The sequence below is a fragment of the Clavibacter michiganensis subsp. insidiosus genome (genome assembly GCF_002240565.1).
GTDB classification, from domain to species: domain Bacteria; phylum Actinomycetota; class Actinomycetes; order Actinomycetales; family Microbacteriaceae; genus Clavibacter; species Clavibacter insidiosus.
In genome coordinates, this window is record NZ_MZMO01000001.1 from 2,956,841 (window position 1) to 2,981,963 (window position 25,123).

A 25,123-nucleotide genomic window follows, 5' to 3' on the forward strand; every position below is an offset into this window, starting at 1 on the left:
GCTCAGCCGGCCGCGAGCTCCCGGGCTCGGGCGAGGGCGGCGTCGGTCGCGCGGTCGAAGAGCCCCGACAGATCCGCCGCCTGCAGCACCTCGACGGCCCGTTCGGTCGTGCCCTTGGGGCTCGTGACCCGGCGGCGGAGCTCGGCGGGCTCGTCCTCGGACGCGGCCAGCAGCTCGACCGCGCCGCGGAAGGTGCCCTGCACGAGCACGCGCGCCTCGTCCGGGCTGAAGCCCTTCGCCTCGGCCGTGCGGGTCAGCTCCTCGATGAGCAGGAAGACGTAGGCGGGGCCCGATCCGGAGATCGTGCTGAGCGCGTCGATCCGCTCCTCGGGCACCTCCACCACGTCGCCGACCGTCGCGAACACGGCACGGGCGAGCGCCATGTCGTCGGCGCTGGAGCGCGTGCCGGCGGCGAGGCCCGTCACGCCGCGGCCGACGAGCGACGGCGTGTTCGGCATCGAGCGCAGCACGGCCACGTGCGCGGGCAGCAGCGACTCGAAGGTGGCGATCGTCACGCCGGCCGCGACGCTGATCACGAGCGCGCCGGGATCCAGGTCGCCGGCGATCTCGCGCAGCAGGTCGGGCACCATGTGCGGCTTCACGCCCACGACCACGACGCGGGCCCCGCGGACCGCGCGCCGGTTCGCGTCGGCGTCCTCCTCGACGCTCGACGCGGCGACGCCGTCCCGCTCGCCGAGCGCCGCCGCGCTGGCGGCCGACCGGGTGGTCACGCGCACGTCGCCGTCGACCTCGACGCCCGGCTGCAGGAGGCCGCCGAGGATGGCGCCGTTCATGGATCCGGTGCCGAGCATCGCGAGCGAGGGGAGGCGGACGACCTCGGCGGGAGCGGCGGGAGCGGACGGGGCGGGGCGGGAGGCGTCGGGCATGCCCCGATCCTAGGGACCGGGCGTCGCCCGATCGGGGTGGTCGACGGCGCCGGGCGCGTGGCTAGGCTGAGGCGACCGGGGCACGCGCGCCCGGGCGGCCCGAGCCGCCTCGCCGGTCGAGGAGGACAGGCCTTGAGCGAATCCCACGGCAGCAAGGCGATCCTCGCCGCGCTCACCGCCAACGTCGGCATCGCGATCACGAAGTTCGTCGCCGCGTTCTTCTCGGGCTCCTCCTCCATGCTCGCCGAGGGCGTCCACTCGCTCGCCGACTCCGGCAACCAGATCCTGCTGCTCATCGGCGGCAAGCGGGCCAAGCGCCTCGCCGACGACGAGCACCCCTTCGGCTACGGCCGCGTGCGCTACGTCTACGCGTTCATCGTCTCGATCATCCTGTTCTCCGTCGGCGGCGTGTACTCGCTCTACGAGGGCATCCACAAGATCGAGCACCCGGAGCCGCTCGACGTGCCCTGGCTGCCGATCGTCGTGCTGCTCATCGCGATCGCCCTCGAGTCGTTCTCGCTGCGCACGGCCATCAAGGAGTCGAACCCGCTGCGCGGGAACCAGACGTGGGTGCAGTTCGTGCGCCGGGCGAAGAGCCCGGAGCTCCCCGTGCTGCTGCTCGAGGACACGGCCGCGCTCTCGGGCCTGGTGTTCGCGCTCCTCGGCGTGACGGCGTCGATCCTCACCGGCGACGGGATCTACGACGGCATCGGCACCCTGCTCATCGGCGTGCTGCTGGTCGCCGTCGCCGTGATCCTCGGGGTCGAGATGAGCAGCCTGCTCGTCGGCGAGGGCGCCTCGAAGCCGGACCTCGCGGCCATCCGCGCCGCCATCACCGCGGGCCACGAGGCCGAGTCGATCATCCACATGAAGACGCTCTACCTCGGCCCCGACGAGCTGCTCGTCGCGGCGAAGATCGCCATGCCCGCCACGAGCTCGCTCGGCGACGTGGCCGCCGGCATCGACGCGATCGAGCGCCGCGTGCGCGAAGCCGTGCCGGTCGCGCGCGTCATCTACCTCGAGCCCGACGTGCGGGTCGCGACGCGCTGATCCGCCGTCGCCCGACGGCGCCGCGGCGCCGCTCCTCGCTGTGCAGGCGTCGCCCCGTCGCAGCGCGCAGGCTGCGACCATGACGGCCTGATGGGTCCGACGGCCCGGATGCCGCAGACGCTCGAGCACGCGGCTCGGGGCGCGGCCGACAGAGGAGACCGCAGATGACGCATGCGACGACGGCCGCGGCAGCGGCGGCGGCACTCGCCCTGGGACTGGTCCTCACGGCGAACGGCGCCGTCCAGGCGGACACCAGGCACATGCCGACGGGCTCCCCTGAGCACGTGACCGTGGAGCGCACCGGCGGGGACCTCACGACCCAGGAGCGTCGGCACGCGCGGACGGCGGACGCACGGAGCGGGGGACGGAACCATGAGCAGCGACCGCCGCATCAAGGGCGCATCTGCGCCGGCTGCGCAGGCTGATCTCGCGGCCGGGCGGGGAGCCGCAGCCGCCTCCTGACCGCGGGCGGCGGCCACCCGCCCCGGCCTCCGGATCAGGCGCCAGCGCGACGGTCCGCGAAGAACCCGTCCAGCAGGCTCGCGCACGCGGCCGCCTGCACGCCCGCGAACACCTCCGCGCGATGCGGCAGCCGTCGGTCCCGCAGCACGTCGTAGAGGGATCCGGCCGCCCCCGCCTTCTCGTCCCACGCGCCGAACACGACGCGCGGGACCCGGGCCGCGAGGATCGCGCCCGCGCACATCACGCACGGCTCGAGCGTGACGACCAGCGTGGTGCCCACGAGGTGCCGGTCGCCGGTCGTCTCGGCCGCAGCCCGCAGCGCCTCCACCTCGGCGTGCGCGGTGGGATCCTGCCGGGCCTCACGGAGGTTCCGCCCGCGCCCGATGACGAGCCCCGTGGCATCGACCACGACCGCCCCCACGGGGACGTCGCCGGTGGCCGCGCAGGCCCGGGCCTCGTCGAGCGCCACGGACATCCATCGCGCGTAGTCGCCGGGGACGGGCAGGTCCAATCGCGTTCCCCCTTGCTGGTTGAATGGAGCCTATGCGAGTCCACGTAGCCGACCACCCGCTCATCACGCACAAGCTGACGGCGCTGCGGGACCGCACCACCCCCTCCCCCGTGTTCCGCAGCCTGGCCGACGAGCTCGTCACGCTGCTCGCCTACGAGGCCACCCGCGACGTCCGCGTCGAGACCATCACGGTGCAGACCCCGGTCGCGCCCGCCGAGGGGCTCACCCTCAGCGACCCGAAGCCGCTCGTGGTCCCCATCCTCCGCGCGGGCCTCGGCATGCTCGACGGCCTGATGCGCCTCATGCCGAGCGCCGAGGTCGGCTTCCTCGGCATGGTGCGCAACGAGGAGACGCTGCAGCCGGACATCTACGCCGAGCGCCTCCCGACCGACCTCTCCAACCGCCAGTGCTTCGTCGTCGACCCGATGCTCGCCACGGGCGGATCCCTCCTCGCCGCCATCGAGTACCTCTTCGACCGCGGCGCCGTCGACGTCACGTGCATCTGCCTCATCGCCGCGCCCGAGGGACTGAAGGCCGTCGAGGAGGCGACCGCCGGCCGCGAGGTCACCATCGTGCTGGGCGCGCTCGACGAGAAGCTCGACGAGGTGGGCTACATCATCCCGGGCCTCGGCGACGCGGGCGACCGCCTGTACGGCACCGCCGCGCACTGACCCGCGCCCTCCGTTCCTCCGGCGCCCGTCCCCCATCGGGGACGGGCGCCGCTGTCCGCGCACGCACGATTCCTGCGCGTCCCGCACGATTCCGGCCGCTCCTGTTGACACGGGCGCACGGATCCGTGCAAGCTCTCACCATGACTCTGAACGCGCACGTCCTGACCTCCTCCGAGGCCTCGGGAGTCGCCGGCATGATGATGCCCGGCCGTGTCGCGATGTGCTGTCGAATGTCGGCCTGACCCGCCGCCTTCGCCCGAGCGGTCCCGCGACGCATCCGTCGCCGCCCCTCCCCGCCGCATCCCGGCGCATCCGCCCCCTGAGGCGTCTCGCACTCCCCTGAGGTCCCGCGCACCCAGCTGCGCCGCACCCGCATCATCACAAGGACTCCCGCCATGTCTCTCGCGACCATCGACCCCGCCCGCACCTCCCTCCGATCCGCTCCCGCCGCACCCGTGCTCCGCGCGGCCGCGCCGCTCGCCCCGCCGGTCCGCCGGCCGCAGGCCGTCCCCGGGCAGACCACGACGTCCGCCGCCCCCGCTCCGACCGCCGCGCCCGCCCGCCCGGCCCGCCTCCGCGCCGTCCCCGAGGGCACGGAGGCACGCGGCTTCGCGATCTACGTCGGGCTCGACGAGCTCAAGGCCGCCGCCGCCGGCACCGACCTCGGCACCGTCGTCGCCGCGCTCAAGCGCCTGGCCGCCGAGCTGGCCCCGGGCGTCGAGACGCACGCCGCCGTGGCACTCGCCCCCGAGGGCGCAGGCGGCCGCGACATCGACGTGGTCCGGCTCGCCCTGCAGGATCCCGCCGCCGTCGCCCAGCACCGCGAGCAGCCCGAGGACGAGGACCGCGTCGACGGCGGCGTGACGGTCGACCTGTCCCGCAAGCGCGTCGTCCTCGACGGCGAGACCGCCCCGCTCACCTACAAGGAGTTCGAGCTCCTGCAGTACCTGGTGCTCCGTGAGGGACGCACCATCGAGCGATCCGAGCTCATCGCCTCGCTGTGGTCCGCCGCGGACGAGGACGACGTGCCGAACGAGCGCACCATCGACGTGCACGTCCGCCGACTCCGTTCCAAGCTCGGCCGCTACGAGGAGATCGTCCGCACGGTGCGCGGCGCCGGCTACCGGTTCGACCGTCACGCGGACGTCGCCATCCACCACGCCAGCACGCAGTCGCCCGACCTGTTCTGAGGCGTCCGGACGCGCTCAGCCTGCCCGTGCGGAGCTGTCGGCGATCTCCCAGCACATAGCGCCCGTTCCGGGTAGCGGGGCGTTACGGGATCGTTATACAGTCTTCTCGTCCCCACCGTTTGCTGTGGCGGTGGAGACGGAATGTGATTGCAGGACACTCCTGGTGCAAGGGAGAGGGCCGGCCCCATGCCTCTGGGGTCGGCCCTCAGTCATGTCCGGCGCGGATCCGCTCCGGGCTCTCCCCGGGGCACCGCTCAGTAGACTCGCCCTCGACAGCGTGCGCCCGATCCTCATCGCGATGCGCACCGGACGAGGAGGCCTGGTGGGCGAGACAGCGGACGCCGTGCGGGCCTGGGAGTCGCTGTTCCGAGCCCAGGTGAGCGTGATGCGCCGCCTCAGCGCCGAGTTCCCCAGCCGCGAGCTCTCGTTCAACGAGTACGACGTGCTGTTCAACATCTCGCGGCAGCCCGAGGGGCGCCTCCGCCTCCGCGACCTCAACCAGCACGTGCTGCTCACCCAGCCGAGCGTGAGCCGCCTCATCGACCGGCTCGTGACGCGGGGCCTCGTCGTGAAGTGCGGCGACGAGAGCGACGGGAGGGCCACCATCGTGCGGCTCACGGACGCCGGCGACGCGGCCTTCCGCGCGGTCGCGCGCGTGCACATGGAGTCCATCGCCTCGACCGTGGGCGGGGCGCTCACGCCGGACGAGCTGAACACGCTGCGCGAGCTCACCGACAAGCTGCGCGGGAGCGTCGCCGAGGCCTAGGCCGCTGGTCCACCCGTCGCGCTCGGACGGGCGAACGGCCCGCCGTGGGCGACGAGCAGCCGCAGCAACGCCATGACGAGGTCCGCGGCGGTCACGACGCACGCCGCCCAGCCGACCGCCGTGGTGAGCCCGGCCGCTGCGGGGCCCCCGACCTCGGCCGCGGTGAGGACGAGGATGACGACCACGGCCACGACGGTGGCGGCCACGGCGTCGACCGGCGAGAAGGGCGGCACCGTCTCGGCCGCAGCGGGACCGCGGCGACGGCCGCGGTGAGCGAGCCGGTTCAGGCCGTCGCGGATGCGGGAGACGCCGTACGCCGCCTCGGCCACCTCCAACGGGAGGAACGTCGCGCCGAAGACCACGTCGGCGAGGGTGCGTTCGCGGATCCGACGGAGGGTGCGGATGTGCAGCGGAAGCCGCACCACGACGGGGAGAGCCCACCACCACGCGGGCTCCAGCATCCCCTGGATCCCCGCGGCGGCCAGGTACAGCGCCACCAGGGAGTAGGCCGCGAACCGGAGGACGGGCCCGACGCCGATGCGCAGGGATGCCAGGCGCGCGCGGCGCCGATCCCCGACGTCGGCGGGCGAGCCCCCGCGCGACAGCCGGGCGACGTGGGCACCCCACCGGTCGCGTCGCTCGCGCATCGCCCCCCAGGTGACGGAGGTGTCGACCCGTGCGCGCGCGCCGGGGACGAGGTCCGAGCGGTCGTCGCCCGCGAGGAGGGCCGTGAGGATCCCCTCCGACGGCTCGGTCGACGGCGACCGCGGGTCGCGCTCGGGGAGCCGGAGGAGCGACGCGGGAGCGAGCGGCACCGGCCCCGTGAGGCCGAGGTCGGCGCCGGTCTCGACGGCGCCCATGGCCCAGTGGCGCTGCAGGAGGCGGAGCGCGCCCGCGAGGGGGCCGTGCGATCCGCTCGGCCGCTGGTCGAGGGAGGCGGACACCGAGAGGGCGCCAGGATCCGCGTCGAGGGCGGCGGAGAGGAGCTCGAGCACGTCGGGCTCCAGCTCGGCGTCCGGCGAGACGAGCAGCACGCGCCCTGCATCGTCGACCAGACGGAGGGCGAAGCCGTACGCGGACCGGAGCGAGCTCTCCCGCGGGCCGCGGTCGATGACCGTGACCGCCGTGCGGGCGGTGCCCCCGCCGGTGAGGGTGCGCTCGTGGCGCCCGTTGAAGGTCCGCGCCACGGCGAAGGTGTCGTCGCGGCTGCCGGCGACCACGACGACCACGCGCGCGGGCGGCAGGGTCTGACCGAGGATCGAGCTCAGCGTGGCCGCGATGGTGGATCCGGCGTCGCCCGCCACGACGACCGCCGAGACGGCGTCGCGTGACGACCGCCCGGGGTGCTCGGGCGGGGGCAGGGGCGTGCTCTGGTTGTCCATGGGCCTCTCGACGACGGCGGTCTCGGGTGGGCGGTCGGACCCGGACGGACGCGCACTGCCATGTGCGATATTACGTGCCGCCGGGCTCCGTGCGCGAAGCGACCACGCGCCGGTCGCCCCGGTGACGCCGTCCTAGGCTCGATCCATGAGCGACGACGACGCCCCCGACCGCGGATCCGACGATCGGGAGGGCGGCGCCGCGGCGCACGGCCCGAGCGTCGTGTGGCTCCGCGACGACCTGCGCGTGGCCGACAACCCGGCGCTGCACGCGGCCGTCGAGCGCGGCGAGCCGATCGTGGTGCTGTACGTGCTCGACGAGGAGAGCGACGGGATCCGGCCGCTCGGCGGCGCCGCGCGGTGGTGGCTGCACATGAGCCTGTCGCGCCTCGGGGACGCGCTCCGGGACCTCGGTTCCCCGCTGGTGCTGCGCCGCGGGGAGGCCGCCGACGTCGTCGACGACCTCGTGCGGGAGGTCGGCGCGGGCGCGGTGCTGTGGAACCGGCGCTACGGCGGGGCGGAGATCGCGGTCGACACCGCCATCAAGAAGGACCTCGGCGACCGCGGCCTCGACGTGCGCAGCTTCCAGGGATCGCTGCTCGTCGAGCCGTGGACGGTGACGAACAAGCAGGGCGAGCCGTTCCGTGTCTACACGCCGTTCTGGAAGACCGCGCAGGAGCGCGAGGAGCCGCGGAAGCCGCTGCCCGCGCCGCACGAGCTCGACGCGCCGCGGGAGGCCCCGCGCTCCGACGACCTCGACGACTGGGGACTGCTGCCGACGACGCCCGACTGGGCGGCCGGCCTCCGCGAGGCCTGCGACCCCGGAGAGGCCGCCGGGCTGCAGCGCCTCGAGGACTTCGTGCACCACGAGCTCGAGGACTACGCCGCCCAGCGCGACGAGCCCGCGGCGATGACGACCTCGCGGCTGTCGGCGTACCTGCGCTGGGGCGAGGTGAGCCCGTTCCAGGTGTGGCATCGGATCCAGCGCACGCGCGGGAAGAAGGTGGGCGGCGACGAGGTGAACGCCACCAAGTTCCTCTCCGAGCTGGGCTGGCGCGAGTTCAGCTACCACCTGCTCTACCACCAGCCGGATCTCGCGACCCGCAACTTCGCGCCGCGCTTCGATGGGTTCCCCTGGGAGGACCCGACCGACGAGACGCTCGGCGCGTGGCAGCGCGGAGAGACGGGCGTGCCGCTCGTCGACGCCGGCATGCGCGCGCTCTGGAAGGACGGGCACCTGCACAACCGCGTGCGCATGGTCGTGGCGTCGTTCCTCATCAAGAACCTGCTGATCGACTGGCGCCACGGCGAGCAGTGGTTCTGGGACACGCTCGTCGACGCGGACGCCGCGAACAACGCGGCCAGCTGGCAGTGGGTGGCGGGATCCGGCGCGGACGCCGCCCCGTACTTCCGCGTGTTCAACCCCGTGCTGCAGGGGCAGAAGTTCGACCCGTCGGGCGAGTACATCCGCTCGTACGTGCCCGAGCTCGCGCACGCGCCCCGGGACGTCGTGCACGAGCCATGGAAGGCGATGGGCGACCTGGTCGCGAGCGCCGAGGACGACGCGGACGACCAGGCCGCGGGCGGGCTCGCGGCCTACCCGTCGCCTATCGTCGACCTCAAGGAGTCCCGGCAGCGGGCCCTCGCGGCATACGACGAGATCAAGGACCGCTGACGCGGCGGGCCCGCGCGGATCGCGTGGGCCCGGGGCTCGGATCAGGCGCCGTCGCCCGCGTCGCCTCCGCCGCCGAGGCGCTCGGCGCGATCGTGCCGCTCGCGGATCCCGCGGCCGCGCTTCACGTCCTCGCGCTCCGCGGCCGCCTTCTTGTCGCTGACGGCGGTGTCGCGGGGCGGCAGCTGCAGCGTCTCCTCGGCGGCGATGCCGGCCTGGAGCTGGCGGCCGCGCTCGAGCTCCGCGTCGAACTCGGCGCCGAACAGCAGCGCGAGGTTGGCGATCCAGAGCCAGAGCAAGAACACGACGACGCCGGCGAGCGCGCCGTAGTTCTTCGCGTAGCTCGAGAAGTTCGTGACGTAGAAGGCGAAGCCGACGCTCGCGACGACCAGCACGACGAGCGCGATGGCCGCGCCCATGCTCATCCAGCGGAACTTCGGCTGCTTCGCGTTCGGGGTCGCGTAGTAGAGGATCGCGATGAGCAGCACGATCGCGAAGGCGAGCACCGGCCACTTGGCGATGGACCAGACGATCTGCACGGCCGGGCCGAGGCCGAGCGCGGCGCCGATGGCGTCGGTGACGGGGCCGGAGATCGCGATGATGAGCGCGCAGATCAGCAGGATCACGATGCCGATGACGGTGACGGCGAGCTGCATGGGCTTGAGCTTGAGGAACGGGCGGCCCTCGGGGATCTCGTAGATGCGGTTCATCGCCCGGGTGAAGGCGCCGACGTAGCCGGAGGCCGACCAGATGGCGAGGACGATGCCGGAGACGAGGGCGAAGCCGGCGGCGGGGGAGTCGACGAAGCCCGTCAGGATCGGCTCGATGAGCTCGAGGGCGTCCTGGGGTGCGAAGCCCCGCACAACGTCAAGCACCGCGTCCACCGTCGACGGCCCCTGCCCGAACACCCCGAGCAGCGAGATGATCGCGATGAGCGCCGGGAACAGCGACAGCACCGCGTAGTAGGTGAGCGACGCCGCGATGTCGGTGCACTGGTCGGATCCGAACTCGCGCATGGTCTTGCGCAGCACGTACTTCCAGGACGGCTTCTCGATCTCCGTCGGGGAGTCGGGCTTGCGCGCGTCCTCCTCGTCGGGTCGGTCCTCGATGGTGCCGGCCGTGTCTCGTCGTGCCACTGGTGCCTCCGTGGTGTGTGCGCGGGGTCGTATCCCCTCCCCCAGCGTGGCCCCCACCCGGCGGCGCGCCTAGCCCGCGGCGGGAGGAGCGGTCGGCCGCGGGCCGGGTCCGCCGTGCGCGCACGCGTCTCGTACCCTCGCCGAGGGCCTCGTGCGGCGGCGGATCCGGCACCCGCCGGAACATCCGCCCCACCGCGCGCGTTGCCCACGTGATCGCCTCGTCGATCACCGTGCTCCGCCCCGGCAGGCACGGACGCCGCCCGAGCAGAGGAGCACGCATGCTGCGCACCATGATGACCGCGAAGATCCACCGCGCCACGGTGACGCACGCCGACCTGCACTACGTCGGATCCGTCACGGTCGACCGCGACCTCCTCGACGCCGCCGACATCCTCGTGGGCGAGCGCGTCAGCATCGTCGACGTGACCAACGGCGCCCGGCTCGACACCTACACGATCGCGGGCGAGCGCGGCAGCGGCGTGCTCGGCATCAACGGCGCGGCCGCGCACCTCGTCGACGTCGGCGACGTCGTGATCCTCATCGCCTACGGGCAGATGACCACGGAGGAGGCCCGCGCGCTCGAGCCGCGCGTGGTGCACGTCGACGCGGGTAACCGGATCCGCGCCGTCGACGCCGACCCCACCGCGCCGCCCGCGCCCGGCCTCGAGCGCTCGCCGCTGTCCGAGCCGGTCTGATCGGGCGGCTCCGCGCGGGGCCGTCGAGAGACGCGCAACTGTACTGGGTCCCCCAAACGACGGACACAGGAGCACTCCCCCAAAACGGGGTACATTCCCGCCCGCGCCGGGGGATCGTCAGCATGCGCGGCTACCGTGGAGTCATCCGGTACGGCTCTTCGGGTGAGCGGTACCGCACCAGCCGGTTCGTCTGCGGGTAACAGACGTTCACGTGCGCAGATCGGCCCGGGCCTCGAAGGCCCGGGCCGATCTCATTCCCCCCGGCAGGTCCGCCGTCCGACGCTTTCCGGTCAACGCCCCGCGGCGCGGCGCCGGGCGTCGCGCTCCGCGTCGGCCGCGGCCGCCTCCTCGGGTGTCGGCGCCGTGCCGCCCCGGTGCCGCGGCTGCCACCACGCGCCGCGGCCGTCCACCGGGTAGGAGGACTGCAGGTCGTCGACCAGGCGCTGCAGCTCGTCGCGCAGGGCGTCGGTGACCTCGCGCGGATCCGCGTCCGCGGCCACGGGGATCCGCTCCCCCACGCGCAGGTGGACGGGCACGCCGACGCGGTCGCGCATGCGGATGCGGCGGTTCTTGGTGAGCAGCCGGTGACCGCCCCACACGGCGACGGGGACGATCGGCACGCCGGCCTCGGAGGCCAGCCGCGCGGCGCCGGTCTTGAGCTCCCGCACGCGGAAGGACGCGCTCACGCCGGCCTCCGGGAAGACGCCGATGAGCTCGCCCGCGCGCAGGGCGGCGACGGCGTCCGCGTAGGCGGCGGCGCCCGCGGTCATGTCGACGCTGATGTGGCGCATGCGGCGTAGGACCCAGCCGACCCCGGGCTGGTCGAACGCGCCCTTCTTGGCCATGAAGCGGATCCGGCGGCGGTTGTGCAGCCAGGTCGCCCACTCGACGAGGGCGAACTCGAGGTAGCCGAAGTGGGTCATCGCGATGACCGCGCCGCCGGTGTCCGCGATGCGGTCGCGCCCCTCGGCGACGAGGCGGAGGCGGAGGGATCCGAAGAGCGCGCGGCCCAGGATCACGGCGGTCCCGTAGACGGGTTCGCGGGTGCGGCGGCTCATGCACCGACCCTACGGGGGTCGACTCCGCGCGCACCGGGAGCCGACGATGCCGGGACGGGCACCTCGGCTCCCGGACGTCGCCAGCGGGTCAGCGCCGGCGGCGGGCGGGATCCAGCCAGTAGTTCGCGAAGCCCGTGTCGGCCGGGTTCACGTTGAGGCCGGGCGGCACGATCTCGTCGATGCGGTCGAGCGTGGCCGCGTCGAGCTCCAGGTTCGCCGCGTCGAGCTGCTCCATGGTGCGCGGGCCGATGATCGCGCTCGACACCGCGGGGTGGCGGAGCACGAAGGCGAGCGCCAGGTGCACGAGCGGCACGCCTAGCTCGTCGGCGAGCGCGCCCAGCTGGTCCGCGGCCGCGAACTTCGGGTCGGACGGGTCGTAGCGCGACGGGTCGCGGTCGTTGCGGTGCGTCTTCGGGATCTCCTGGCCCTTGCGGTACTTGCCGGAGAGCCACCCGCCAGCGAGCGGGCTCCAGACGAGCGTGCCCATGCCGTGGCGCTGGGTGGTGGGCAGGAGATCCGCCTCGATCCCGCGGGTGAGCATCGAGTACGGCGGCTGCTCGGTGACGAACCGCGCGGTGCCGCGCTCCCGCGCGACCCACTGCGCCTCGACGACCTGGCTCGGCTGGAACGTCGACGAGCCGATGTAGCGCACCTTGCCCTGCGCCACCAGGTCGGTGAGGGCGCCGAGGGTCTCCTCGATGTCCGTGTGCTCGTCCGGCCGGTGCATCTGGTACAGGTCGATGTAGTCGGTGCCGAGGCGGCGCAGCGAGTCCTCGACGGCGCGCATGATCCAGCGACGCGAGCCGCCGCGGAAGTTGGCCTCGGGCTTCATCCCGTTGAAGAACTTGGTCGCGAGCACGAGGTCGTCGCGGCGCCCGGACTGGACGATCGCCTTGCCGACGATCTCCTCCGACTCGCCGTACGCGTAGATGTCGGCGGTGTCGATGAAGGTGATCCCGGCGTCGATGGCGCGGTGGATCACGCGGATGGACTTCTCGTGGTCGGTCTCGCCCCAGGCGCCGAACATCATGGTGCCGAGGCAGAGGCGCGAGACCTCCACGCCGGTGCGGCCGAGGTACGTGGTGGGCTGGTCGGTGGACTGCTCTGTCATGAGCGCCACGCTACGCGCTAGGCGGAGGGGCGGCCCTCGGCGGCGTCGGCGGTCGCGACGTCGGACTCGGTGGACGCGCCGGGCTCGACCGTGGCCTGCGCCTCGTCGTCCATGCTCTCCAGCGTGATGTCGGCCTCCGGGGCCTCCTGGCCGTCGGCGTCGAGCGGCACGATGTAGTCGCCGAGGCGACGGCGGGCCGCCTCCTCGCGCTGCACGCGGATCCGCTCGAGCTTCTCCTCGCGCAGGCGCAGGCGCTCGGTGTCGACCTCGACCCGGCGGACCGTGACGCCACGCGTGGGGCCGGCGGCCTTGGCCGGGGTGGTCTTGCGGCTGGGCTCGCGCTTGGCGGCCTCGCTCGCGGGCTTGCGCGACGGGGCGGTGCCCGACTTCGCGGCCGCCGAGGCGGGCTTGGTCGACACGGCGGGCGGCTTCCCCGAACCCGGGCAGCGCTCGTGGTTGCGACCGTGGTCGAGGATGTTGCCCGTGGCCATGCCGACGGGGTTCGCCTTGCCGCAGACCGAGCACTTCGTCGCGGGGGTTGCTGCCACGTTCGATACCACTTTCCATCGCCGCGCCGTCGCCGGACCGAGGATGCCGGTCGGCCGGACGGCGCCTTCCAACGCTACCCGACGCGGGAGGTGCGGGGATACCGGAGTCCCCCGACCGGGTGGGTCAGGCGGGGACGCAGGTGGTGCGCATCCGCACGACGACGGCGCCGTCGGCCTCCTCGACCTCGAGGTCGACGGAGATGGACGCGAGCTCGTCGAGGCCGGCGAGGTGGGTGCCCCCGCACGGGATCCGGGCGGTGCCGTCCGGCAGCTCGCACACCCAGGAGCGACGCGAGGTGAGCAGGTCGCCCTCGCGCTCGATCCGCGCGGCGGCGCCGGAGGCGACCCACCCGGCGAGCGTGGTGTCGACCTGGGCGCGCACCTCGGCGAGGCGCTCCACGAGCGTCGCGGGCACGAACCCCTTCTTCCGCAGGGACTTGCCGAGGCGGTACGTGTCGACGGACGCCCACGGGGCGATGCGCGAGGTGCCGATGGCGAGCGCGTCGAAGCCGGGGGCGCCGAGCGCGTCCGTCGGCACGTCCTTGGTCCACGCGTCGGCGAGCGCGCGGTCGAGGGACAGCGAGGCGAGGTGGCAGCCCGTGTGGCCGGCGCTGAGGGCCCGGCGGCGCTCGGGATCCACCGCGACCTCGACGACGTCGCCCTCGCGCACGTCGGCGTCGCCCGGCACGACGTGGACGGCGACGAACGACCAGCCGTCGGCGCCCTTCTTGACCGGGACGTCCGACCCGAGGTGGAGCGCCGCGTCCTCCGCGGGATCCGTCGACGCCGCGCCGACGACGCAGTCGAGCACCTCGATCCCGGCGCCGCGCACCCGGAGCACCGCCCGGTCGGCGGGCTGGTCGGGCCAGGCCGCGTCGACGGGGTGGCAGGCGGTCACGTCGAGCACGACGGCGCGCGTGCCGTCGACGAGGTCGTCGACGCGGAGGACGGCCCCCTCCGAGGCGACGGATCCCGCCGGGTAGGTCACGCGCGTGGGCGGCAGGGCGACGGCGCCCGCGGGGATGGAGGTCATGGCGGCTCCCGGCTCGGTGTGACTCGATCCTCGCAGACCGGGTGCGGCGGGCCGGCCGCCCGGTTCACGCGGCGACCGTCCCCCGGGAGGGCGCCCGGCCGAGGAGGCGCCGCAGCGCCGCGCGCTCGACGAGCGTCCACGCGGCGCTGGACAGCAGGTACAGGGCCGCGGCGAGCGGGGCGACGCCCGCGAAGACGACCGTGACGAACGGCAGCACCCGCATCATCGTGGTCATGCCGGCCATGCCGGGGAGCGCCGGGTCGACGGGTGCGGGCGGTCCCTGGAACCGCAGGTCGGCGCGGCGGCGGACCTCGATCACCACGGCGAGCAGCCCGAGCACGACGACCGCGACGACGAGCGGCGTGACGCCCAGCCCCGCCGAGGCGAGCGCGCTCGTGCCGAGCGGGATCCCGGCGAAGGGCGCGGCGAGCAGCGCGTTCGCCTCGCCGCCGATCCGCGCGTGCGCGAACAGGGCGTAGACGGCCGCGAGCACGGGCGCCTGCGCGAGCGTCGGCAGGCAGCCGGCGAGCGGCGACGCGCCCTCGCGGGCATATAGCTCCCGCGTCGCCCGGGACAGCTGCTCGGGCTTCCCGGCGTGCCGACGACGGAGCTCGGCGAGGGCGGGCGCGATGCGGCGGCGCTGGATCTCGGCGCGCACCTGCGCCACGCCGACCGGCACGAGCAGGGCGCGCACCCCGAGGGTCAGGAGGATGACGGCCACGCCGGTCGCGGAGGCGCCGGCGAGCGGGTGGATCAGGTCGGCGAGGCCGACGACGAGCTGGGACAGGCCGTCGAGCACAGCTCGGACGGGGCGATCGATGTGGGGTCCACGGAGTTCCTTGCGACGAGAGCGGAGGGGGTCCGTCTGGTCGTCGCATGCGAGCGCGCGCTGGATCCGTGCCGCGCGATGGCGGCGGTGGACCTCTGCGGGCCGCGGTCAGGCGGCCGGGAGCGGCGCGGGCACGACGACCTGCATTCGGCGTCCCGGTGCGCGCGAGCGCTCGTGCCCGTCCGCGTCCGGGTCGCTCGAGGAGACGAGCACCGGGAGGTCGACGTCCTCGTCCGGGAAGGACGGAGGCGCGACGGATCCGAGGAGCCCGCGCGCCGCGGCGATGCGCACGAGCGCGACCGCGGCGGCCACGGAGGCGGCCCCGAGGAGGGCCGCGAGGAGGATCGTCGGCGAGACGCCCGCGCCGCCCAGCACGACGTCGCCCAGGAGGGCGAGCACGCGGCCGAGGGCCTCCAGGACGATGGGCATGCCCGACGGTAGCACCGCACCTACGGCACGCACGAGGGCCGGGGGCCGCCGCCCGACGTCGTCGCCGGGACTCGCCGCCATGCGCGGCACTCCGAGGTACCGCGCACTGCGTGATACTGTGCGACGCATGAGAGAGATCGACTGATGGACACCACGCAGCTGCTGAAGGGCGCGCTCGACACCGCGGTGCTCGCCGTGGTGCAGCACGACGACGGGTACGGCTACGACATCGTCCGGCGTCTGCGCGACGCCGGCCTCGGCGACGTCGGCGACGCCTCGGTCTACGGGACGCTTCGCCGCCTCTCCGCGGCCGGCGCGCTCTCGAGCTACGTGGTGCCGTCCGAGGGCGGACCGCACCGGAAGTACTACGCGATCAACCCCGAGGGCCGCGAGCTGCTCGCCGGGCAGCGCGCCACCTGGGCGGCCTTCGCCACGGCCATGAGCGGGCTCCTCGGCGAGCCGGCCCCCGCGCCGACCCACCGCACCCGGAAGGCCGGCGGCACCGGCGAGGGCCCCGTGCCCGCATCCGTGGACGTCCGCACGATCGGAGAGAAGCCGTGAACACCGCAGATCCCACCCTCGACACGCGCATCGCCGCCTTCGCCGCCGCCGTGCGCGCCCGGCTCGCGGACCTCGATCCCGAGGACGTCGACGACCGCACCGGCGGCCTCGAGGCCGACCTGCAGGAGGAGGCCGCGGATCACGACGGCGCCCTCGAGCTCGGCGACCCCGCGCGCTACGCCGACGAGCTGCGCAGCTCGGCGGGGCTGCCGGACCGAGCGGTCGACACGGCCGCCGCCTCCCCGCTGCACCAGCTGCGGGACGGCGTCCGCGCGCGGGCCGGGGAGCTGCACGCGCGGATCCGCGCGAACCGCGAGCTCTCCGCGATCCTCGACCTGCTCATCGTCTTCCGCCCGGTGTGGTGGCTGCTGCGGGCGTGGGCGGGGTATCAGGTGTCCCTCATCGTGCTCGCCGCCTTCCTCGGCGTCTACAGCAGGTTCCTGGTGCTCCCGTACGGATCCGTGCGCTGGTTGCTCCTCATCGCGTTCCTCGTGGTCAGCGTCCAGTGGGGTCGTGGCCGGTGGGCGCCGACGCGACCGCTGCGGAGCCTCCGCACGAGCGTGAGCGTCGTCACCGCCCTCGCGCTCGTCGTCCTCATCCCGGTCGCGATCGACCGCTCCGGGGAGAGCACGTACGTCGACTACTCGTCGTCGCCGAGCAGCCCATCCGTGCCTCAGGAGCTCACCCTGGACGGCAAGCGCATCAGCAACGTGTTCGCGCACGACGCCGAGGGGAACCTCCTCGACCGCGTGCAGCTCTTCGACCAGGACGGCGAACCGCTGAGCGTCGTTCCCCCCGCGCTCGCGGAGGTGGACGACACCACGGGCGAACCGCTCGAGCCGAGCACCGGGGCCGGGAACGCCTTCCCGCTCTCGCTCCGCGACGCGGGCCGGATGGGGCACCTCAGCCTCGAGGACATGGGCACCGGGCGGCCTCCGTTCGCGAAGGCGCTCCCCCTGCCCGCGACGAAGGGAGCCACCTCCTCGCCCACCCCGGAGCCGACCCCGTGAGCGCGCTCCTCGCCCACGGGCACCCGGCCCGCGGCACCGGCGCCGACACCGACGCGGAGCTCGCGCGGCTGACGGCGCGCGAGCGGGAGATCCTCGTGCTCGTCGCCCGAGGCCTGTCGAACGCGGAGATCGCCGGGCGGCTGTTCCTCGCGCCGACGACCGTGAAGACCCACGTCAGCCGCACGCTCGACAAGCTCGGCGTGCGCGACCGCCTGCACGCCACGATCTGGGCGTACGAGAACCGCGTGGTGGAGCCGCTCGCGGCGACGCTCTGAGGGGCGGGATCCGGGATGCCGCCCCGGGATACGCGAACGGCCCGCCAGTGGCGGGCCGTTCGGCATTCTGTCTCAACCAGAGATGCGCACCCGGAGGTGCTGTGCGCCCGGAGGGATTCGAACCCCCAACCTTCTGATCCGTAGTCAGATGCTCTATCCGTTGAGCTACGGGCGCAATCGTGCGGCGATGATCTCCGCGAGCGGCGATCAGGCCGGGAGACAGACTACATGCTGCAGGGCCGCCCCGCGAATCCGCACCGCGGACCGCCCGCCGCGCCCCTGCCCCTGCCCCTGTCCGACGGAGGCCGGCCGACGGCCGTCACGATCCCCGCTCATTAGGCTGGATCGACCCGAACCGCGAGGAGCGACCCTTGGCATCCTGGACCGACCACGTCGTCTGGTGGCACGTCTACCCGCTCGGCTTCACGGGCGCGCCGCAGACCCGCGACGACCTCGCCGGACCCGACGGCGGATCCCCCGCGCACACCGACGCGCCGCCCGCCCACCGCCTCGACCGCCTCCGCGCGTGGCTCCCCTACCTCGTCGACCTCGGCGCCAACGGCCTGCTGCTCGGCCCGGTCTTCGACTCGGAGACCCATGGCTACGACACCCGCGACCACCTGGCCGTGGATCCGCGGCTCGGCGACGACGCCGACCTCGACGCCCTCCTCGCCGACGCCTCCGCGCGCGGGGTCCGCGTGCTCCTCGACGGCGTCTTCAATCACGTCGGCCGCAGCCACCCGCGCTTCGTGCAGGGGCTCGCCGACGGTCCGGGATCCGAGGCCGCGTCCTGGTTCCGCTGGGACGACGCCGGCGAGCCCGTCGGCTTCGAGGGCCACGGCGCGCTCGTCACGCTCGACCACGGCTCCGAGGCCGTGCGCGCGCACGTCGCCGAGGTGATGATCCACTGGCTCGACCGCGGCGTCTCCGGCTGGCGGCTCGACGCGGCCTACGCCGTGCCCGCGTCGTTCTGGGCCGCGGTGCTGCCGCGCGTGCGAGAGCGCCACCCCGATGCGTGGTTCGTCGGCGAGATGATCCACGGCGACTACGTCGGCTACCAGGCCGAGTCGACCATCGACTCCATCACCGCGTACGAGCTGTGGAAGTCGGTCCGCAACTCCATCGCGGAGGGCAACCTGTACGAGCTGGACTGGACCCTCACGCGCCACGGCGAGCTGCTGCCGTCCTTCACGCCGCAGACCTTCATCGGCAACCACGACGTGACCCGCATCGCCTCGGCGGTGGATCACCGCCACCTCGACCACGCGGTCGCCCTGCTGCTCCTGCTGCCCGGCATCCCGTCGATCTACGCGGGCGACGAGCTCGGCCTCACCGGCGTGAAGGAGGACCGCGCGGGGGGCGACGACGCCGTGCGCCCCGCGTACCCGGCGTCGCCGGACGAGCTCCACGACGACGAGCACGCCGCCCGGATCCGCCGCCTGCACCAGGAGCTCGTCGGCCTCCGTCGGCGCCACGCCTGGCTGGTCGACGCCCGGATGGAGACCTCGGGCCTCACCAACACCGCGCTCACCGTCACGCTGCGGCCGTCGGGCACGGGCGCGGCCGGCGGCGTGACGCCCGGCTCGCCTGATGCCCTGCGGCTCGTGCTCAACCTCGGCGACGAGCCCCTGGCGATCCCCGGACCGTCCGGCGGTCTCGAGGCGGGCGACCTCGCGGGCGACGGCCGCGTGCCCGGGCACTCCTGGGCGGTGCTGGCCGGCGCGTAGACGCCGGTACGGGAGCGCCGCAGCGACGGGACGTGCGTCAGATGGCGCGGTGCGGCCAGCAGTAGACCTCGGCGAGGAGCGCGGCCCGCGCGGCATGCGCAGCGGCCTCCTCCTGCGCCTCCCCGTCCGGATCCTCGTCCGCCGGCGCGAAGTGCCCGTCCGCGATCTCCGGCTCGTCGTCGTCGTCGAACGGCCGGTGCGTGAGCGGCCACTCGACGACGGTGAGCGGAGACCAGACCGAGGGGTCGGTGGCGTCCGCCTCCCGTTCACGCGTCGCGTCGTCCGCATCCCCGTCGCACGCCTCGGCGCCGAGGAGCTGCTCGTCGGACGCGTCCGCCTCCACCGCGCGCAGCCCCTCCCCGTCGCCGTACGGCGCGAAGAGGAACTGCGAGAAGTGGCGGGTCACGGCGTCAGGCTAGTCCGCCGGGGCTCCCAGGAACGGGCGTGGAGCGGGGTTGTGGAAGGCTGCCCACTACCTGTTCGCGGACGACCTCCGGTCAGTCCCCGGAGCGTCCCGGCTGCCCCAGCGGCACGGCCTCCGGGCGCCCCACGGTGCTGCGGATGTCCCCCGTCGAGGCGGGGTCGAGGATCGCGTCCATGACCTCGAGCACGTGGAAGGCGAGCTCCCCGGATGCCCGGTGCGGCACGCCCCGGCGGATCGCATCGGCCATCTCCGCGAGACCGCAGCCGCGGCCGGCGTCGACGTAGCCGGCGCTCGGCTCGACGTCCGCCCACTCGCGGTCGGCGGACGTCGCGACCTGCACCGCCCCCGAGAAGTGGTTCGGGTCGGGCACCGAGAGCGTGCCGGCGGTGCCGTACACCTCGATGTTCGGGATCCGCGTGGCCCAGACGTCGAAGCTCATCGTGACCGTGGAGACCGCGCCCGACTCGTGCGTGAGCACGGCGCTCACGTGCGTGTCGACGGTGACGGGGATCTCGCGCGACTCCGGGTCGGATGCGGCCGAGCGCACGCGGTCGGAGCGCAGCGAGGCCCCCTGCACGCGCGTGACCGGACCGAGCAGGGTCACGAGCGCCGTGAGGTAGTACGGCCCCATGTCGAACATCGGACCGGCACCCGGCTGGTAGTAGAAGGCCGGGGCGGGGTGCCAGAGCTCGTGGCCGGGAGCGCCCCAGAACGCGTTCGCGGCGACGGGCTTCCCGATCGTGCCGGCGTCGAGGACGGCGCGGGCCGTCTGGATGCCGGTGCCCAGCACGGTGTCGGGGGCGGATCCGACGCGGAGGCCCTTCTCCTCGGCGAGCCGGAGGATCGGCTCGGCCTCGGCGGGGCTGAGCGCGAGCGGCTTCTCGCCGTAGACGTGCTTGCCGGCCTCGAGGACGCGGAGGTCGACCTCGGCGTGCGCGGCGGGGATGGTCAGGTTGAGCACGGTGTCGATGCGCGGGTCGGCGATGAGGTCGTCGACGCTCAGCGCATCCACGCCCTGCGCCTCGGCGACCGTGCGCGCGCGGTCGAGGTCGAGGTCGGCGACCGCGACGAGCCGGACGCCCGGCAGGGTCTCGAACGCGGCGAAGTACTGCTCGCTGATCTTCCCGACGCCGATGATCCCGAGGGTCATGGCGTCGTCGTCGTGGTTCAGCGTGCCGCCCACAGGAGGCCCCTCTCGATGATGGTGCGGACGTTCGGGTCCTCGACGACCTCGATGCGGTGGCCGGGAGCGGAGACGAAGATGCGGCCCTCGCCCCACTGGCGGGTCCAGATGGCGGGCGCGGTGACCGGCCGGTGCCACGGATCCCACGGCCGCACGGTCTGCGTCGTGGTCGCGAGCACGTCGTTGTACTCGTCGCTCAGCACCCAGTACTGCTCGGTGACCAGGTCGAAGTCGGCGATGCCCTGCGTGATCTCGTGCGTGCGCCCGAGCTCGGTCATCTCGACCGTGTACGGGATGTAGTTGTCGGACTGCTCGCCCGTGCGCTCGGCCGGGTCCTTCCCCGCGTGGTGGGCGAATTGGCCGCCGATCATGTGGAGGTAGTCGGCCGTGTTCCGGTACGAGTCGGCGATGCCGCCGTGCCAGCCGGCCATGCCGGTGCCCGCGATGACCGCGGCGCGGAGGCCGGCCATCTCCTCGGGCTCGATCGTGGTCATGGTGTTGGCCTGCACGATGAGGTCGGTCGCGGCCATGACGTCGGCGTCGGCGTAGACGGCCGAGCCCTCCTCCACGCGCACCTCGAAGCCGTTCTCCGCGAGGAACGGGATGAACAGGCCCGTGGTCTCCACGGGCATGTGGCCGTCCCAGCCCCCGCGGACGACGAGCGCCTTCCGGGCGGCGGTCACGCGAGCGCCGTCCGGGTCGGGCGACCGCGATGCGGACGGGCGGGCGTGCGGGGGATCTGCGACACGGGCGACTCCTTCGTCGGGCGCGTCCGGTCTGCTGCCGGGCGCCCGTCGAACGCTACGCACCCGCGGTCGGGCAGGGCAAGGAGGCCGCGAGCGATCCGAAACGTTTCACTCAGACGGCGACACCGGGTCCGCCGCGGCGGGCGCCGCCGTGCTGGCGCGGACCACCAGCGCGGTCGCGAGGTCGAGCCGCGTCGGCTCGTCGCTCCGGCCCTCGCGGATCCGCAGCACCATGCGCGCCGCGGCCTCCGCCATCTCCCGCACGGGCTGCCGCACGGTGCTCAGCGCGGGCGAGACGATGCGAGCGAACGGGAGGTCGTCGTAGCCGAGCACGGAGAGGTCGTCGGGGATGCGGATCCCCCGCTCGCGCGCCGCCTCGTAGAGCCCGACCGCCTGCTCGTCGTTGCCGGCGAAGATCGCGGTGGGCCGCTCCGCGGCGTCGAGCAGCTCGCCGCCGGCGCGGTGCCCGGCGACGCGGCCGAAGTCGCCCTCCGCCTCGACGAGCGACACCGCGGGCCCTGCAGCCTCGAGCGCGCTGCGGAACCCGGACATGCGGGCGCGCGAGTAGAGCCGGTTCGTCGGCCCGCTGATCGCGCCGATGCGCACGTGCCCGAGGCCCAGCAGGTGCTCCCCCGCGGCGTGCCCGCCCTCCCAGTTGGTGGATCCGACGGCCGGCACGTCCACGGCCGGCGACCCCGCCGGATCCACCACCACGAACGGGATCCCGCGGCTCCGCAGCTGCCGCTTCTGCGCGGGCGCGAGGTCGGAGAAGACGAGCACGAGGCCCATCGGCCGGCGCTGCATGACGCCCGCCATCCAGTCGCCGTCGAGCGCGGTGTCGCGCCCGTGCTCCGTGATGATGACGCTCAGCCCGTGCTCGCGCGCGACCGCGGAGACACCACGCAGCAGGTCGACGGAGAAGCCCGTGTCGACCACCTCGAGCACGATCTCGAGGAGCGCACCGTGCGGCCGCTCGGCACCGCGCCTGCTGTAGCCGTGCCGCTCCATCAGCTCCTCGACGCGGGCGCGGGTCACGGGCGAGATGCCCTTGCGCCCGTTGAGGACCTTGCTGACCGTGCCGATGGACACGTTCGCCTCGCGCGCGATGAGGCCGAGGGTGGTGCCGGAGCCGTGCTCGGGATCCGGCGGCCGCAGCGCCTCGGGAAACGTGTCGCTCATGAGGGCGATGCTAGGCCGGGTCACCCCGCGACGACGCCCCGGCCCGTCGGGGCCCTCGCGGAGCTAGGCGGTGAGCCCGGGGACCGGTACGGCCGGGTCCTCGGCGGACGGCCGCTTCGGCGGGACGTTGGCGGGGTGCACGTCGAGGTCGCCGGCGATCTCGACGCCGACGACGCGCGGAGCGAACCGGTCGCCGTCGACGACGATCCAGTTGCCGACGAGGAGGAACGCGTCGTCCCCCGCGGTGAGCGGACCCGTGACGTGGAACGCGCCGTAGGCGGGCTCGTCGAACGTCACCCGGACCGCGGCGCCGTGCACGAGGCCCGCCGTCGACGAAGGCAGCTGCGACGGGGTCGCGTCCCCGTCCTCGCCCCTCACGGAGAGGCCCTGGATCTCGCCCGCGGCGCTGAGCGAGGTGTCGGCGACGCACATCTGGCCGTTGGCGCCGGTGCGCACGGTGCCGTCGACGGCGTACAGCCCGTACCGCGGCGAGCGGATGACGACGCTGACGCCGTCTCCGGGCGACACCGCGGAGAGCGCGTCGCGGATGGCCTGCACGTCGCGCCGAGAACGGCCCGTCGACAGCTGGTCGAGCATCTGGCGGTCCACCCGAGGAGCGTATCGGTCCGGGACGGGCTCGGAGTCCATGGCGTCCGAGCACGAGAGGCGGGCCGCGCACAAGGCGGAGAGGACTACGCGAGGCGGAGATGGCGGAGACGGTGGGATTTGAACCCACGGTACCCATACGGGTACTCCACCTTAGCAGGGTGGTGCACTAGGCCGAACTATGCGACGTCTCCAGACGTACCCGTTCACTCTACCTGACGCGGCGGCCTGGTCACATCCCCGCCCGCCGGGATGCCTGCCCGAACGGGGGGGGTGCGGCGCGGTTGTCCCCCATTCGACGGACACGTAGTGTCTCTGACGACGCGTGTGCCGGACCCGACCGGCTTGCCCCACCGCGTGTCGATGTGTCAGCCCAGAGATGTCCCGCTCGCCCACGTGGCCGCGGTCCCGGATCCCCCGAACCGGCGCCGCTCACCCTCACGCACGCGACGACGTCGCGAGCCCCCCGTGGGCGAGAACACGAGATTCTCGTCCGGCGGAGGATTCGGGTCGAAAGCTGAACGAGATAGACGGGTCCCTGCTGCATAGGGTGTGCGGCGGGGCCCCGTCGCCCTCCTCAGAGGCGCGGAGCTCCCCCGTCCGCTCGCACGGCCGGGCTCACCCCTTGAAGCCCTTCGAGCAGGTGACCGTGCCCGCGTCCGTGCCCGTGACGGCCTCGGGCAGCACCGTGGGCGCGGACGTGGCCGGCTGGGATCCGCCGCCCGCCGGGGGAGCGCTCGCCGACGGCGCAGGCGTCGACGCCGCGGGCTGCTCCGCGACCGCGCCCAGACCGGTGTTGCCGGCCTTGACCTCGAACGGCGCGTCCGCCTTCAGCAGCTGCATGAGCTGGTCGCCGTCCGTCTTCAGCGGCTGGACCTTGCCGGCGTAGACGCCGGTGCCCGCGGTGGTGCCGGGGTACTGGAGGAAGCGCACCTGGTCGAGCGGGATGTCCTTGAGGGCCAGCGCCATGGACGCCATGGTCTGGTAGTCGAGCGAGGTCGAGCGCTGCATGTTGTCGACCGCCGCCTTGGCGAGGCCGTAGACGCGCGTGGGATCCGAGAGCGTGCTCGACTGCTTCATCGTGCGCACGAGCGCCGACAGGAACACCTGCTGGTTGCTGATGCGGGCCAGGTCGCTGCCGTTGCCGACCGAGTGGCGCGTGCGGAGGAACTGGAGCGCGTCCTTCCCCTTCAGGGTGTTCTCGCCCGCGGGGAGGTCGAGGTCCGTCCGCTTGTCCTTCAGGGGGCTCGCGAGGCAGACGGGCACGCCGCCGACCGCGTTGGACATCTCGATGACGCCGTTGAACTCGATGAGCGCCGCGTAGGGGATGTCGAGGCCGGTGAACTGCGCCACGGTCTTCGCGACGCACGGCAGGCCGCCGTCGGACAGCGCCGAGTTGAGCGGCGCCGCGGACATGGCGGGAGCGGTGCCGGATCCGTCGCTGCGCGCGCACTCCGGGATGGGCACGACCATGTCGCGCGGCAGGCTGACCACCGTGGCCTGCGAGTGGTCGGCCGAGACGTGCAGCACCATGTTCACGTCGTTGAGCGCCCCGTCGGTCTTGCCGTAGCCGTCCCCCTGGCCCTGGCGGGTGTCGGATCCGGCGAGGAGCACGTTGAACCCGCCGTCGAGGGCACCGACCCCGACCGTGGTCTGCTCGGTGCCGTCGCTGATGTCGACGGTGTTCGCCTGCACGGACCTGTTCAGGTTCCACAGAGCGATCGTGCCGACGGAGAGACCGCTGACGAGCAGCACCGCGACGACCATGGCGACGCCCTTGACGAGGGTGCGCACCGCGCTCGGGCGTCCCAGCCGGCCGTGGCGGGCGATGACGGGGACCTGCGTGGTCCGCCGGGGGCGCAGGGGCGCGTCGCTCATGTGGATCCTCTCCGGGCGGAGGGCGTGGGATTCGAACCCACGAGACATCTCTGCCCACCAGTTTTCAAGACTGGCTCCATCGGCCGCTCGGACAGCCCTCCCGATGC

Annotated in this window: 26 protein-coding genes and 3 tRNA genes; 10 read left to right on the forward strand and 19 right to left on the reverse strand. The window is 73.8% G+C overall.

The window, feature by feature from the left end; genetic code table 11:
• Positions 1-2: 2 nt before the first annotated feature.
• Positions 3-887 carry a pyrroline-5-carboxylate reductase gene (proC, locus tag B5P21_RS14275; RefSeq protein ID WP_045526621.1) on the reverse strand — a complete coding sequence of 295 codons (885 nt, stop codon included), beginning with the start codon at positions 885-887 and terminating at the stop codon, positions 3-5.
• Positions 888-1,019: 132 nt separating this feature from the next.
• Between proC and B5P21_RS14280 the strand changes: the two genes are divergently transcribed.
• Positions 1,020-1,937, forward strand: coding sequence for a cation diffusion facilitator family transporter (locus tag B5P21_RS14280; protein WP_045526619.1), 918 nt, complete (start codon positions 1,020-1,022; stop codon positions 1,935-1,937).
• A 496-nt stretch (positions 1,938-2,433) separates the two neighbouring features.
• Here B5P21_RS14280 and B5P21_RS14290 read toward each other — a convergent pair whose 3' ends face one another.
• Positions 2,434-2,874, reverse strand: coding sequence for a nucleoside deaminase (locus B5P21_RS14290; RefSeq protein WP_172457246.1), 441 nt, complete (start codon positions 2,872-2,874; stop codon positions 2,434-2,436).
• Between the two features lie 68 nt (positions 2,875-2,942).
• On the opposite strand from B5P21_RS14290, the gene upp reads away from it, so the two are divergent.
• The 3 genes from upp to B5P21_RS14305 all read left to right on the forward strand — a co-directional run bounded on the left by upp (position 2,943) and on the right by B5P21_RS14305 (position 5,537).
• A complete protein-coding gene (gene upp, locus B5P21_RS14295; RefSeq protein ID WP_045526613.1) occupies positions 2,943-3,581 on the forward strand; it encodes a uracil phosphoribosyltransferase in 639 nt (212 codons plus the stop codon).
• Positions 3,582-3,976: 395 nt separating this feature from the next.
• A complete protein-coding gene (locus B5P21_RS14300; protein WP_045526612.1) occupies positions 3,977-4,771 on the forward strand; it encodes a winged helix-turn-helix domain-containing protein in 795 nt (264 codons plus the stop codon).
• A gap of 298 nt (positions 4,772-5,069) precedes the next feature.
• Positions 5,070-5,537 carry a MarR family winged helix-turn-helix transcriptional regulator gene (locus tag B5P21_RS14305; RefSeq protein WP_045530129.1) on the forward strand — a complete coding sequence of 156 codons (468 nt, stop codon included), beginning with the start codon at positions 5,070-5,072 and terminating at the stop codon, positions 5,535-5,537.
• Here B5P21_RS14305 and B5P21_RS14310 read toward each other — a convergent pair.
• Positions 5,534-6,919: a glycosyltransferase gene (locus B5P21_RS14310; protein ID WP_045526610.1), complete on the reverse strand. Its 1,386-nt coding sequence runs from the start codon at positions 6,917-6,919 to the stop codon at positions 5,534-5,536. The two genes, B5P21_RS14305 and B5P21_RS14310, sit on opposite strands and share 4 nt — an antisense overlap.
• A gap of 145 nt (positions 6,920-7,064) precedes the next feature.
• Here B5P21_RS14310 and B5P21_RS14315 point away from each other — a divergent pair, with 145 nt between their 5' ends.
• Entirely contained in the window at positions 7,065-8,591 is a 1,527-nt protein-coding gene (locus B5P21_RS14315) for a cryptochrome/photolyase family protein (protein WP_094171311.1), read from the forward strand.
• Between the two features lie 41 nt (positions 8,592-8,632).
• Here B5P21_RS14315 and B5P21_RS14320 read toward each other — a convergent pair whose 3' ends face one another.
• A complete protein-coding gene (locus tag B5P21_RS14320) occupies positions 8,633-9,724 on the reverse strand; it encodes a YihY/virulence factor BrkB family protein (RefSeq protein ID WP_094171312.1) in 1,092 nt (363 codons plus the stop codon).
• 278 nt (positions 9,725-10,002) lie between these two features.
• Here B5P21_RS14320 and panD point away from each other — a divergent pair, with 278 nt between their 5' ends.
• Positions 10,003-10,419 carry an aspartate 1-decarboxylase gene (gene panD, locus B5P21_RS14325; RefSeq protein WP_045526604.1) on the forward strand — a complete coding sequence of 139 codons (417 nt, stop codon included), beginning with the start codon at positions 10,003-10,005 and terminating at the stop codon, positions 10,417-10,419.
• Positions 10,420-10,709: 290 nt separating this feature from the next.
• Here the strand turns inward: panD and B5P21_RS14330 are convergent, their stop codons facing one another.
• The 6 genes from B5P21_RS14330 to B5P21_RS14355 form a co-directional block, all read right to left on the reverse strand.
• Positions 10,710-11,477, reverse strand: coding sequence for a lysophospholipid acyltransferase family protein (locus B5P21_RS14330; protein ID WP_045526602.1), 768 nt, complete (start codon positions 11,475-11,477; stop codon positions 10,710-10,712).
• Between the two features lie 88 nt (positions 11,478-11,565).
• A complete protein-coding gene (locus B5P21_RS14335) occupies positions 11,566-12,588 on the reverse strand; it encodes an aldo/keto reductase (RefSeq protein ID WP_094171437.1) in 1,023 nt (340 codons plus the stop codon).
• A gap of 17 nt (positions 12,589-12,605) precedes the next feature.
• On the reverse strand, positions 12,606-13,136 hold the full coding sequence (locus tag B5P21_RS14340) for a hydophilic protein (protein WP_236688774.1): 531 nt from the start codon (positions 13,134-13,136) through the stop codon (positions 12,606-12,608).
• A 124-nt stretch (positions 13,137-13,260) separates the two neighbouring features.
• Complete coding sequence (locus B5P21_RS14345; RefSeq protein WP_094171313.1) at positions 13,261-14,169, reverse strand: alanyl-tRNA editing protein; 909 nt, start codon at positions 14,167-14,169, stop codon at positions 13,261-13,263.
• Positions 14,170-14,233: 64 nt separating this feature from the next.
• Positions 14,234-14,968: a YidC/Oxa1 family membrane protein insertase gene (locus tag B5P21_RS14350; RefSeq protein ID WP_236688773.1), complete on the reverse strand. Its 735-nt coding sequence runs from the start codon at positions 14,966-14,968 to the stop codon at positions 14,234-14,236.
• 138 nt (positions 14,969-15,106) lie between these two features.
• On the reverse strand, positions 15,107-15,427 hold the full coding sequence (locus B5P21_RS14355) for a DUF6412 domain-containing protein (protein ID WP_236688772.1): 321 nt from the start codon (positions 15,425-15,427) through the stop codon (positions 15,107-15,109).
• A 144-nt stretch (positions 15,428-15,571) separates the two neighbouring features.
• Between B5P21_RS14355 and B5P21_RS14360 the strand changes: the two genes are divergently transcribed.
• The 3 genes from B5P21_RS14360 to B5P21_RS16600 are packed head-to-tail and all read left to right on the forward strand — an operon-like array spanning position 15,572 to position 17,273.
• Entirely contained in the window at positions 15,572-15,988 is a 417-nt protein-coding gene (locus tag B5P21_RS14360; RefSeq protein WP_045526591.1) for a PadR family transcriptional regulator, read from the forward strand.
• Entirely contained in the window at positions 15,985-16,998 is a 1,014-nt protein-coding gene (locus B5P21_RS16595; RefSeq protein ID WP_045530127.1) for a hypothetical protein, read from the forward strand. Before B5P21_RS14360 ends, B5P21_RS16595 begins: the two co-directional genes overlap by 4 nt.
• Positions 16,995-17,273, forward strand: coding sequence for a helix-turn-helix domain-containing protein (locus B5P21_RS16600; protein ID WP_094171314.1), 279 nt, complete (start codon positions 16,995-16,997; stop codon positions 17,271-17,273). Before B5P21_RS16595 ends, B5P21_RS16600 begins: the two co-directional genes overlap by 4 nt.
• A 102-nt stretch (positions 17,274-17,375) precedes the next feature.
• On the opposite strand, the gene B5P21_RS14375 is transcribed toward B5P21_RS16600, so the two are convergent.
• Positions 17,376-17,448: transfer RNA gene (locus tag B5P21_RS14375), tRNA-Arg, on the reverse strand.
• Positions 17,449-17,644: 196 nt separating this feature from the next.
• On the opposite strand from B5P21_RS14375, the gene B5P21_RS14380 reads away from it, so the two are divergent.
• Entirely contained in the window at positions 17,645-19,000 is a 1,356-nt protein-coding gene (locus B5P21_RS14380) for an alpha-amylase family protein (protein ID WP_045526589.1), read from the forward strand.
• Between the two features lie 37 nt (positions 19,001-19,037).
• Here the strand turns inward: B5P21_RS14380 and B5P21_RS14385 are convergent, their stop codons facing one another.
• From B5P21_RS14385 to B5P21_RS14420, 8 genes are all read right to left on the reverse strand, one after another.
• On the reverse strand, positions 19,038-19,406 hold the full coding sequence (locus tag B5P21_RS14385; RefSeq protein ID WP_045526588.1) for a hypothetical protein: 369 nt from the start codon (positions 19,404-19,406) through the stop codon (positions 19,038-19,040).
• Between the two features lie 91 nt (positions 19,407-19,497).
• Positions 19,498-20,574 (reverse strand): Gfo/Idh/MocA family protein, encoded by a 1,077-nt coding sequence (locus B5P21_RS14390; protein WP_045530125.1) that lies wholly within the window; start codon positions 20,572-20,574, stop codon positions 19,498-19,500.
• Between the two features lie 17 nt (positions 20,575-20,591).
• Positions 20,592-21,290, reverse strand: a complete 699-nt coding sequence (locus B5P21_RS14395) for a ThuA domain-containing protein (RefSeq protein ID WP_045526586.1) — start codon at positions 21,288-21,290, stop codon at positions 20,592-20,594.
• Positions 21,291-21,461: 171 nt separating this feature from the next.
• Positions 21,462-22,532 carry a LacI family DNA-binding transcriptional regulator gene (locus B5P21_RS14400; protein ID WP_094171315.1) on the reverse strand — a complete coding sequence of 357 codons (1,071 nt, stop codon included), beginning with the start codon at positions 22,530-22,532 and terminating at the stop codon, positions 21,462-21,464.
• 63 nt (positions 22,533-22,595) lie between these two features.
• Positions 22,596-23,141 (reverse strand): hypothetical protein, encoded by a 546-nt coding sequence (locus B5P21_RS14405; protein ID WP_236688771.1) that lies wholly within the window; start codon positions 23,139-23,141, stop codon positions 22,596-22,598.
• Between the two features lie 99 nt (positions 23,142-23,240).
• Positions 23,241-23,332, reverse strand: a tRNA-Ser gene (locus B5P21_RS14410).
• Positions 23,333-23,756: 424 nt separating this feature from the next.
• Entirely contained in the window at positions 23,757-25,016 is a 1,260-nt protein-coding gene (locus B5P21_RS14415) for an LCP family protein (RefSeq protein ID WP_045526582.1), read from the reverse strand.
• Positions 25,017-25,032: 16 nt separating this feature from the next.
• Positions 25,033-25,117, reverse strand: a tRNA-Ser gene (locus B5P21_RS14420).
• Between the last annotated feature and the right edge of the window lie 6 nt (positions 25,118-25,123).